Source organism: Anaerorudis cellulosivorans, from assembly GCF_025943985.1.
Classification (GTDB): Bacteria; Bacteroidota; Bacteroidia; order Bacteroidales; family Dysgonomonadaceae; genus Anaerorudis; species Anaerorudis cellulosivorans.
In genome coordinates, this window is the sequence record NZ_JAPCWE010000002.1 from 230653 (window position 1) to 241326 (window position 10674).

Here is a 10674-nt window from a genome sequence, read left to right on the forward strand (position 1 = left end):
ACAGTCCATTTATTTATTTTATTTTTTCGAAACGAACATTATCGATGCACATATTTACAAATCCTGCATCTCCTGCAGTAGCCAGTCCAAAATCTTGTGTAATGTTTTGAACGTTTGGTAAGATGTTTGTTCCGTATCCGTTATCATCCTTGAAATCTGTTAAAGGAATAGTTACAGTGTACCAACCACCTCTATTTTCCATTCCGGGAATAATCGCCCAGAAATCGCCATCACTACCTTTGAGACGAAATTTAAATGCCATCGTCGTTCCACCCAAAACATTGACATCCATTTTTACAGCCCATTCCTGAACTGTTACACCATCAACTTTCAGGTCGTATTGTCCATTTCTCCAGAAGAAATCAACCCAACCGGATGGCAAATTCTGATTGATACGGAAATAGTTGCCACTCAACGACAGAGCAGGATCATTTTCTACTGAGCCATAACTTCCCCACCATGAATTTTTCCCGTCAAAATCAAAGAACACATAGCTTGGATCAGCTATAGGATCTGTACCGCTTATAGTTATTGGAACATCAACTTCTTTTCCTGCAAAAGTGACCAATTTTAAAGTTACAACACCTTTTGCGGCATTTTCAGGCACATAAACTTCCAACAAGGTTACCGAACGAGTTCCAAATTGAGTTGCTTTCACATTATTCTGAAAAATAACCGATTCAACCAAATTTAATTTTGTTCCTTGAATAACCAACAATTGTCCTGGTTTTGCACTTGCGGGGATGCTGGTTATAACAGGTATATCAGCCTCCGTTACAGTCAGTTCACTTGGAGATAAAATTTCAGTCCCGTTTACAGTAACAAACTTTACGATTCCACTTGTTGCATCAGTTGGAACATTAACTACAAACGAAATAGATGAACTTGGTTCAACATTCACGCTCTTAGCAGCAGACGGGAATATCACTTTCCTTATCAAATCCAAGTCACTTCCGCTAACGGTCAATTCACTTCCTGCCATTAATGAATTCGGAGATAACGCTGTAATTTTGGGCTTTACATAACTAAATTCTGGCGTATTGATCGTTTTAGTGGAGAAAGTAACAAGCGTTGCCACTTTTGAATTGGCTGTCTCCGGCACTATTACCGAGATTTCTGTTTCTGATTTGGCATTAATTTGCCCCTCTATATCACCAAATTTTATGCTTGCAACCAAATCCAAATCTTTACCTTTAATAGTCAACGTATTGCCATTTTTAACTATTGTTGGACTGACAGCAAGATTTGAAGGCATTACGGTAATCAGTTTCTTGTTTCCTTTCACCTCAAGACCTGATTTGGTAATCAATTTTACGGTATCGTCCTGGGCTTCAAATGGTACAGTTACTGTAATTAGCGTGGAATCAGCATTCAAAATAACTTCATTCACTATTATATCTCCGCCAAACTTAACGCCAGCTACCAAGTCCAGATTTGTACCTGTAATATTAATGTTATTTCCCGGTTTTACAGTAACAGGAGAAAATTCTACGAATGTAGGTAAAATAATATTGATTACTTCGTTAGAGTAGATTTCAATAGGCATTTCTTCTCCATTCGATAAAATGATTTTTCCTGTTTGAGCTTCATCCGGAACCCTTACTTGCAATTGTTCTCGGGACTGAGATACAAAATCTTTTGATTCCACCTCAACATTGTCAACAAAGATTACTTTTTTAATCAAATTCAGGTATTCTCCTTTCACGGTGAGTATTTGACCAGCTCTTAAAGTAGTAGGAGAAACAGTGCTAATGGATATAGGTTCCAAAAAGGTAAGAGAAGTCAATGTTTGAATATCCCCTTGTGGCGTTTTTAAGGTCACTTTACCCGGACCTGCATTCTGAGGAATGGTAACCCGAATTTCTCTTTCGTTGACAACCTCAATTTCACTAACTTCTATTGTTGTTTCGGATGTCAGCCCCTGAAAAACTACAGCTGTAACTTTATCCAAATTGCTGCCTATGAACCTGAGTTCACCCCCTCTTAAGGCAGGTGATGGACCAAACGCTTTTAAAACTATCAACGTGTCTATTTTTTCATCTTTGTCACATCCGGTATATGCGCCTGCACTGATAATTAACGTGAAAATTATCAGCCATGAATACCATTTATTTTTATGTGTTTGCATATTTTTTTAAGATTTATGGATTATTTATTCAATCGGAACCACCCTAATGTTGTCAATACAAATATATGGAGTACAGTCTGTACCGGCAATTCCTCCGTGATAAACAAAGAAAGTTAAGCCTCCATAATTCCCTGTTCCAGCTACTTGAAGCGCTTTCCCCGTATGGTCATATTTGAAGTCTTTGAGTGGGAAAGATACAGTTATCCATCCATCAGTTTGATAAGATCCGCTTGATTCCCAAGGTCTCCACAAACCCCTCGGCGTGACCCCATCTGCAATATAACCATTGGTGTCTTTGGTTGACCACGGAGTAAAAATCATTTGCAAGGCGCAAGCAGACCAAGGTTGAGTCACATTTACCTCAAATTTGAGCTGAGCCTGATCTACAGGAATGGCAAACAAATCTCCTTCAGGACGGCCATTGGCTATTCCCCACAAATTGAATGAAAAATTATCTTCATCCCACGTTGATAAATCGCCTTTTAAAGCACCGGAAAAATAAACATAATTTCCACTTATTCCTTCGGGATTGCTGTTGGCTATTTTACCTGCGCGCCATCCACCTGAGGCATCTTTCGTATCCCAATCAAGAATAATACCCCTGTCATCTCTAAATTGGAATTTCGATCGTCCGGTTCCATAAATTGACTTTACGTTGATGTACCCTTTTTGAGATCCATTGGGAATTTTGAAAACAATTTTAGTCTTTTCGATGCTTATAATTTCCGTAACAGAAATATTACCGGCCATACTTATGGTTAACGGAACATTCGGATCGTCAATAAAGTAATCTCCATAAAGAGTTGCAATATCACCATCATGTGCATATTCACACGAAATACTCGACACAATGGGTGCCGGAACAAGAACAGAAAAATCGTAAGCAATAGTATCGTTATTCTTTGTTATCATATAAATCTTGTTTGATACAACAGAAGGAATTTCATTCGGAACATTCACAAGCAATGTGTTATACGTGATAAAACTTGAATTTAATATCGCTTTTTTATCATTAAACCACATTTCTTTGATACTGGTAAGATTTTCCCCTATTAATGCAATGGTATTATTCATATAAGCCGCTACTAAAAGCGAATCGGCTGACTCAGGATTTGGAACTCTAATATAATAAACTTCAGGGATACCATCTGTTATAACATATTTATCCGGATTATCATCACACGCCTGTGATAAGATTCCAATAAACAAAATTAAGCTACTTATCAGTATTTGACTGTATCTTTTTTTCTTAATGTTTTTCATATCAATTTTCTCATTTGAAATTAATAACTTATTGAACTTAAATCAAATTCAACCGGATCTTTTAACAGATTTGGATTCATGGTCAAATCCGTATCCGGAAATGGAAGTTGAAAATGAGCATCCGTTATATTTGGAATGTTATTGGGACTATAATATGTTACGGAAGGATCCAGTGTACCTGATTTGTAATACTGACCAAGCCCATTGTAGGAACCTCTTCTTTGTGCTTTGATTTCAGCTATTGCTTTTGCCGGTTCATAATAATGCCAACGCACATAATCATACCATCTATCACCTTCACAAGCCAACTCAAGGCGACGTTCTTGCCATATATCATCCCAAGTAATGGATGTTTTTGGTTCATATCCTTTAATTGATCTACTTCTGACATCATTAAAGGCTTTTAAGGCCTTTGGGTCTGAAGTAGAAGAACTATTTCCTAAAACTGCCTCGGCATAAATTAAATAAACATCTGCAAGACGAAGTAGATGCGTACTTAGACTAGTAGCCATGCGAGCCATATGTGTTCCGGTTCCGATAACATGATCGTTATCGTTTCCAACCAAATGCTTTACTTCATTTGCACCAACTGCACTTTGGTATTCCATACTATTTACAGCAAATTCGGTATAGTCGAAACCTCCTTTGTCTACCCAGAAATACTCATATTTGTCGCCATACATCATCATAGTTGCTTTTCTACGATCATCAATATTGTTTCTAGTCAGACTAAGCGCATCTTCGTTAAAAGCATCTTGCAAATCCACTGAAGGCCCATTCCATCCTCCCCATGTTGCACCATATTCATCAAACCCTTGTATTCCCAAGTCGGATTGTAAAGAATTTTGCGAAGTCCATTGGTTAGAAACTACCCAATGCCAAGCTATTAAACTTTCCTCACTAAAATTGTTCTTTAATCTAAAAATGTCGGAATAGACCGGCAATAATGATCGTCCACTTTCTTCAATCACTTTTCCTGCATATAAGGCTGCTTTATCCAAATCTTCCTGTCGCCGAGAACCATTCATACCGTATCCCGCTTTAGTGAGATACACTTTTGCAAGCAATCCGTAAGCAGAATATTTATCAATACGACCTGCCTGATTTTTCTCGGGTAACCATTCAATTGCTTTCTCCAGTGTCATGGTGATATAATCATAAACATTGGGAATTGTTGCTTTGTAAAGGTTATTATAATTACCTTCTGCGATTGTGGCAGAATTATTATGAATAATGGGCACAGCGCCGAAAGTACGAACCAGATAAAAATAAGCCATCGCTTTCCATACAAGAGCTTCTCCCTTTACTGTCTTCTTTGTTTCTTCTTTCACATTCGATCCAGCTTTCATATCAATATTCTCTAAAATACCATTACAGTAAGCATTCACTGACCATAAAGAAGCCGACATGTTTACAAGATCTTCATCTGTAGAATTAATAGTAAACGTCAAATAAGGTGATTGGCCCCAATAATAATTACCTGCCAATACCTCTCCTACTTTAAAAAAACCACGTTGAAAATCATACCAAGGAGAATTATAAACAGGATTTACAGCCTGAAAGCACTGTTCATCGGTCTTGTAAAAACTATCAACAGTATATGTATCTTCGGTAGGACGATCAAGAAAATCATCACACGAATTTAACCCACCTATAATAAGTAAGGTATACAAAAAATTTTTTATGGTACTTTTATATTCTTTCATATTTTTGATTTTTAAAAAGATAAGCTTAATCCAAAAGAATAGACTTGAGGAGAAGGATAACGCCCATTATCCAGACCAAAAACGTTAGGACTTGCCGTACTTGCACCTACTTCAGGATCGTAGCCACTATAACCGGTAAAGGTGTATAAATTCTGAATGTTGGCATATATTCTAAGATTCTCAATTTTCCATTTTCGTACAACTGACGAAGGTAAGGAATAACCGACAGCAATATTCTTAATGCGAATGTAAGAACCATCTTCAATATACCTATCACTGATGCGGTTATTGTCATTCGGATCGTTTGCTATAGCTCGTGGAATAGCTGCATCAGAATTAGAAACTTTTACATTAGTTATATCGTCAAACCAATTATTAACGGTAACACCATTAACTACAGCCGGATAAGCTTTATCGGGATCTATCGGCTCCAAGCGCGCCCGCTGAGTAACTTTTTTCAGCTGGTTATCCCAAACACTTGTCATGCTCGACAAATGCATATCCAGATAATTAAATACTTTATTGCCATAAGAACCATTTATAAAAATAGACAAATCAATGTTCTTAAATTGAAAGGTATTATTAAAGCCAAAGGTAAACTTAGGCCAAGGGGATCCGATATTTGTCCTATCATAAGTATCAATAACGCCATCCGGTTTTCCTTCAGGTCCACTAATATCTTCAAATTTTAAATCTCCTACCCATGTAGTATTATACCGATTAAAAATACCGTCAGAAGGATATTTCTCCGGTTTTGGAGAATTTTGTAAATCTTCCAAATCCTTATAAACTCCTGCGACTTTATAGCCATAAAAATTATATAAAGGATCTCCTACATTGGTGACGGTCACCACGTCACTCCACTGCCCATAACCCTCAATATGAGCTGATTCTGTTCCATCAAGTGCCACGAGTTTGTTTCGGTTAAAAGACATTTGGAAATCTGTATCCCACATGAATTTACCTCTAAAATTATGTGTTGTTAAAGTAAATTCCAAACCCTTATTATTAATCGTTCCATAATTACCATAAGGAGCAGCCAAAGCGGAAGACGCATTTCCCCGTGTACCTAAATACGAAGGAAGTTGCAATTGCATCAACATATCGGAAGAAGTTTTATCATAACCATCGATAACAAGATCGATTCTACCATCAAGAAAAGATAGATCAAGTCCTATATTCCATTGCTCTTGTGTTTCCCATTTAATGTAAGGATTTGCAATATTCGATTGACGATATCCCAATCCAAGCCCGGAAGGCATTTTTGAAATCGAAGCACCCCATTTATACCCTCCAATATTGGAATTTCCTGTCTGACCCCATCCTATACGAATTTTCCCATTACTCATAATATGAGTCAACGATTTGAAAAACTCTTCATTTGTAAAACGCCAGGAAACGGCAAACGCATGAAATCCTGCCCAACGATTTTTAGGGCCAAAATTAGAAGACCCGTCTTTTCGGTAAGTATAGGTTCCCATATATCGATCACCATAATTATATGTGGCTCGACCAAAAAACGAAGCCATCGCGCTACTGCCGAATCCTGAACTTATCTGCGGGTTAGATCCTAAACTTGGATTATGGATATCATTCGAAGGAAGACTTGATGCGGTTACCCCCTCATATTCCCAACTTGACTCCCACAAATCTTGCCCAATCATCAATGTATATCGATGTTCGTTTTTTTCTCCGGAGTACGTCAAATAATTCTTTAATTGCCAAAAAAGATTATTATTCCTTTGGATAGAACTCATATTAATATCGCGACTCCAGTTTCCATAAGTTACAGCAGGTTCAAATCGTTCTGCGCGCGAATTGCCGATATCGAAACCAATTTCAGTATGCCATATAAGATTCTCCAAAGGAGTTACATCCGCAAATATATTACCATTTAATTTGCTTCTACCCAATAGAATATCTTCATCGAGAGCCATGCCTATAGGATTTATTCTTGTGTACCCTTCTCGTACTACACTGGCATAATTTCCATCCAAATCATAAATTGGAATATCCGGAGGTGTTAAAAGTGAATAATTTATGATACCTTCATCACTGTCTGCCAACCCTAACCTTTCATCAGTATTAGAATACATAGCATTAACACCCAGCTTTAGCCATTTTTTTAATTGAGCATCCAAATTTGTTCGAAACGAATATCGATCAAATGTTGTTCCTATAATAGTACCATCCTGATTCATAAATGATCCGGAAACATAGTATTTTACCGCTTCGGTTCCTCCTTGAGCAGATAACTGATGCTGATACATAGGAGCATGTCTAAAAATAGCATCCTGCCAATTCGTACCTGCGCCCAACAAGCTAGGATCCAAAAATTCCGGACGGCTATCCAATGTATTATTCTCCTGAGCAACAGAATTGCTATATTCAGCAAATTCTCTTAGATTCATCATATCAATCCGTGCTGCTTGACGCTGAACCCCAAACATTCCCTCGTAATTAAATCTTGCTTGACCGGCTTTTCCTCTTTTAGTTGTTATCAAAACAACCCCATTTGCCCCTTGAGCTCCATAGATAGCTGTTGCTGAGGCATCTTTCAAAATTTCCATAGATAAAATGTCTGCAGGATTAATCGTAGAAAGTGGGGAAATTGTTGAAATAGGTCCATTACCTAATGCATCCCCAAGTCCAAAAGAAGCCCCACTATTTCCCCCTCCTTGAACAATAACACCATCTATTACATAAAGTGGTTCAGCATTTGCATTAATAGTTGATTGACCTCTTACTCTTATTGATACAGAAGAACCCGGTGCACCAGATGTCATAACTGCAGTTACTCCGGCTGCTCTGCCTTGCAAAGCTTGATCAATATTGGTAATTATTGAACTTTTTATCGCACTTTCTCCTAAAGAAACAGAAGCTCCGGAAATATCACTTTTTTTCATGGTTCCATATCCAATTACTACTACTTCCTCCAAAGTTTCCACATCTTCTTGCATCACAACATTCAATACTGATTGGTTCCCAACGTTTACTTCAATACTTTTATAACCGACATAAGAAAATACTAAAACCGGATTCTTCGTAGTAATTTTTAGGGAAAATTTCCCGTCAATATCGGTTACTGTACCGTTTGTGGTGCCTTTTTCCAATACAGTAACCCCAACCATTGCAGAATTATCTCTGCTGTCTACAACAGTACCTGTTATGGTACGTTGCTGGGCCATAAGCTGCAAACTCAATAAAAAAGCTGCAACAACCAACATAATGTTTCTTAAACCAATGTTTCTCATAAATAAAGCATTTTGTTTATTAAATTATAAATTATGGCTCTCATTGAAAAAGAAAGCCTTGCCCAAGAATGTACTATTAGTCCTTATTTTACTCCTTTGCAAAATTAGAATTAAAAATAATACTTTCTTGTGCAGAATTTAGCTAAAAATGATACTATTTTGATTAAAATGTTAAATTATAACTTTTGTTTTTCTGAAATTTTCTCTAAATTCTTTTGGAGTGCATCCTTTTTTCTTTTTAAAAATTCGATTGAAATGTGATAAATTGTTAAAACCGCAATCGTAACAAATTTCAGTTACTGAATTTGTAGTATCGACTAATAGTCTGGCAGCACACCCCAACCGAATATCGATAATATATTCTGAAACGGTTTTTCCGGAACGGAATTTAAAAAAACGACTTAAGGATACAGGAGTCATTCCTATTAAATCAGCCAAATCTTTTAATCGAATGATTTCTTTATAATGTGCATTAACATATTCATAAATCTTCAATACCCGTCTGCTGTCTGTACTATCATCTGTATTTGCAAAAGAAGAGCTGGCTAATGGATGAACATTATCAAAAAGAGAAAGCTCGTATAAAATGGAAAGAAATTTCATTACCGCATAAAATCCTTCTTTTTCAGAAGACAATGTGTCTAATAATGGATAAACTTTCATAATGGCTTCCATCGGGAAGCTAATCCCTTTTTTTGCTTTTTCAAACATCCTTCGAATGCTGTCGAACTGATTTTTTTTAATAAAACTATCGGAAAGCAAGATCGAAGAAAATTGAAGTGTGATTTCCCTGATATTATCCGAGTTACAATGATATTGTTCCCAAACGTGCTCCAATTCCTCTCCGGTAATTAAGGTTAAATCGTAATTCCCGATAATTTCAACGGAATCGCCCACAATACGTCTCACCCCTTCTGCGTTTTCAATATAATTGAGTTCATATTCGGAATGATGGTGAAGTGGATAAGTAAATTCAGTTTTCCGTCGATCGGCAATATAAAAACAATCTTTCTCAGACAATGGAGTGATCTCTCTTATAATATAGCCAATAGTATTGTTCATCTAAAGAGATTTATTATTTAAATTTCAACAAAAATCTAATCAAATAAATCATATTTCATGATACGCATTATCACATAAAAAATCGTTTAAATCAATTTAATTATTGAATGCAACATACTTCACAAATTTATATGATAATTTTCAACTTACACACAGACTCATAAAATTTCTGTTTACAAAAAAACCTACCAACTTTTTGCGGGTTGCCCAGATTTACAGGAGAAAGATGCAAAAAATCTTTATAAAAGCGTATCATAATTCAACGATTTCTGTGATCATATATTTAGTATACCTGATATTTACTTTATTTACTTTATTTACTTTATTTACTTTATTTACTTTATTTACTTTATTTACTTTATTTTCCCATTTGTGATACTGCCAAAGGATATAGGATGTCAATAAATGAATCAATACTCAATTGTCTGCCGACAACACTGAAAAGTTATTTTAACCCTCCGTCGGAAAATCCGACGGAGGTATCTAATTAGTTATTGTTAATGACGGCATTTTGAAAAAAGATAATATTTTTGTGCATTCTGACTTCTTTTTGCGGCACAAGATAAAATTTTGTTTCGTTGTTGTCGAAAAATCCAAAAGGAGATAAAAAATAGATAGCAAACGGATTACTATTGAGCATAGCCTTCATTTTGTTTAAACTCATCCTTATTAAATACGGCATCCAATTGAGTTCTAGGTATCGGCCGTACGATATGCCAGGGTTTCACATTCCCTGCAGCATCAGGATTTCCCGCTTTTATTCGTTCAACAAACTTTTCCTCATTAAAACGTTTCAAATCAAACCAGCGAAGTTGTTCTCCTCCCAGTTCTCTTGCTCTTTCGTCGAGAATAAAATCCACAGTCAAATCATTGCTATTTATGCGCATTTGGGAACTCTTGCCGGGAAGAGCTCTATTTTCTCTCAATTGATTCATGTAGTATAGCGCTTTAGGAGGATCTAATTCCATCAGAGCTTCAGCTGCTATTAAATACATTTCTGCTATCCTGAACACAAAAGCATCGCGCGTGCTCCTGTCCTCATCCATCGTAGCACGCGTTGGATCATCGAATTTACTTAATTGAAAAGTACGCAATCGGTTAATTTTCGCGGGTGTATTATCTCCATATAAATCATGAGTCTCCTCTGATAACCCCATTTTTCAAAAGTACGAAAAATTGAGATATTTCAGACGAGAGTTGTTTAAAAAATTATTTATTAGAGAGTTTACATTATTTTCAAAACATATCCATTTTTTAATGG

6 protein-coding genes are annotated in these 10674 nt (G+C 36.4%); all 6 read right to left on the reverse strand.

The features are described from left to right. Nucleotides 1-13 precede the first annotated feature (13 nt). Complete coding sequence (locus OLM34_RS01805) at nucleotides 14-2128, reverse strand: glycan-binding surface protein (RefSeq protein WP_264404824.1); 2115 nt, start codon at nucleotides 2126-2128, stop codon at nucleotides 14-16. A gap of 24 nt (nucleotides 2129-2152) precedes the next feature. Next, entirely contained in the window at nucleotides 2153-3391 is a 1239-nt protein-coding gene (locus tag OLM34_RS01810; protein ID WP_264404825.1) for a glycan-binding surface protein, read from the reverse strand. A gap of 20 nt (nucleotides 3392-3411) precedes the next feature. After that, the gene (locus OLM34_RS01815; protein WP_264404826.1) at nucleotides 3412-5097 is read right to left on the reverse strand and encodes a RagB/SusD family nutrient uptake outer membrane protein; all 1686 of its coding nucleotides are present in this window, start codon (nucleotides 5095-5097) and stop codon (nucleotides 3412-3414) included. 11 nt (nucleotides 5098-5108) lie between these two features. Then, nucleotides 5109-8324: a SusC/RagA family TonB-linked outer membrane protein gene (locus OLM34_RS01820; RefSeq protein WP_413777177.1), complete on the reverse strand. Its 3216-nt coding sequence runs from the start codon at nucleotides 8322-8324 to the stop codon at nucleotides 5109-5111. A 198-nt stretch (nucleotides 8325-8522) separates the two neighbouring features. Further along, the gene (locus OLM34_RS01825; RefSeq protein WP_264404828.1) at nucleotides 8523-9413 is read right to left on the reverse strand and encodes a helix-turn-helix domain-containing protein; all 891 of its coding nucleotides are present in this window, start codon (nucleotides 9411-9413) and stop codon (nucleotides 8523-8525) included. 629 nt (nucleotides 9414-10042) lie between these two features. Beyond that, nucleotides 10043-10570: a RagB/SusD family nutrient uptake outer membrane protein gene (locus tag OLM34_RS01830; protein ID WP_264404829.1), complete on the reverse strand. Its 528-nt coding sequence runs from the start codon at nucleotides 10568-10570 to the stop codon at nucleotides 10043-10045. Nucleotides 10571-10674 lie beyond the last annotated feature (104 nt).